We start from the raw sequence: 248 nt of genomic DNA, 5'->3' as shown, positions 1-248 counted from the left end.
CGCGCAGCGGTAGTTCAGTCGGTTAGAATACCGGCCTGTCACGCCGGGGGTCGCGGGTTCGAGTCCCGTCCGCTGCGCCATATTTTCGAGTCAGATTCATCTGGTTCGCGATTGCCAGGCACCGAAGCCTGCAGTCAAAACGAGTTACTTGAGCGCAAGCTCAAAGCGATACGCAGCGGTAGTTCAGTCGGTTAGAATACCGGCCTGTCACGCCGGGGGTCGCGGGTTCGAGTCCCGTCCGCTGCGCC

Annotated in this window: 2 tRNA genes; both read left to right on the top strand. The window is 61.3% G+C overall.

Going from position 1 to position 248, the window contains the following annotated elements:
• The first annotated feature begins 3 nt into the window (after positions 1-3).
• Positions 4-80: transfer RNA gene (locus AC4IHP_RS27930), tRNA-Asp, on the top strand.
• A gap of 92 nt (positions 81-172) precedes the next feature.
• Positions 173-246, top strand: a tRNA-Asp gene (locus AC4IHP_RS27925).
• The last annotated feature ends 2 nt before the right edge of the window (positions 247-248 follow it).

Source organism: Pseudomonas sp. UF-293 (assembly GCF_058245595.1).
This window is presented reverse-complemented; position numbering and strand designations above follow the sequence as displayed.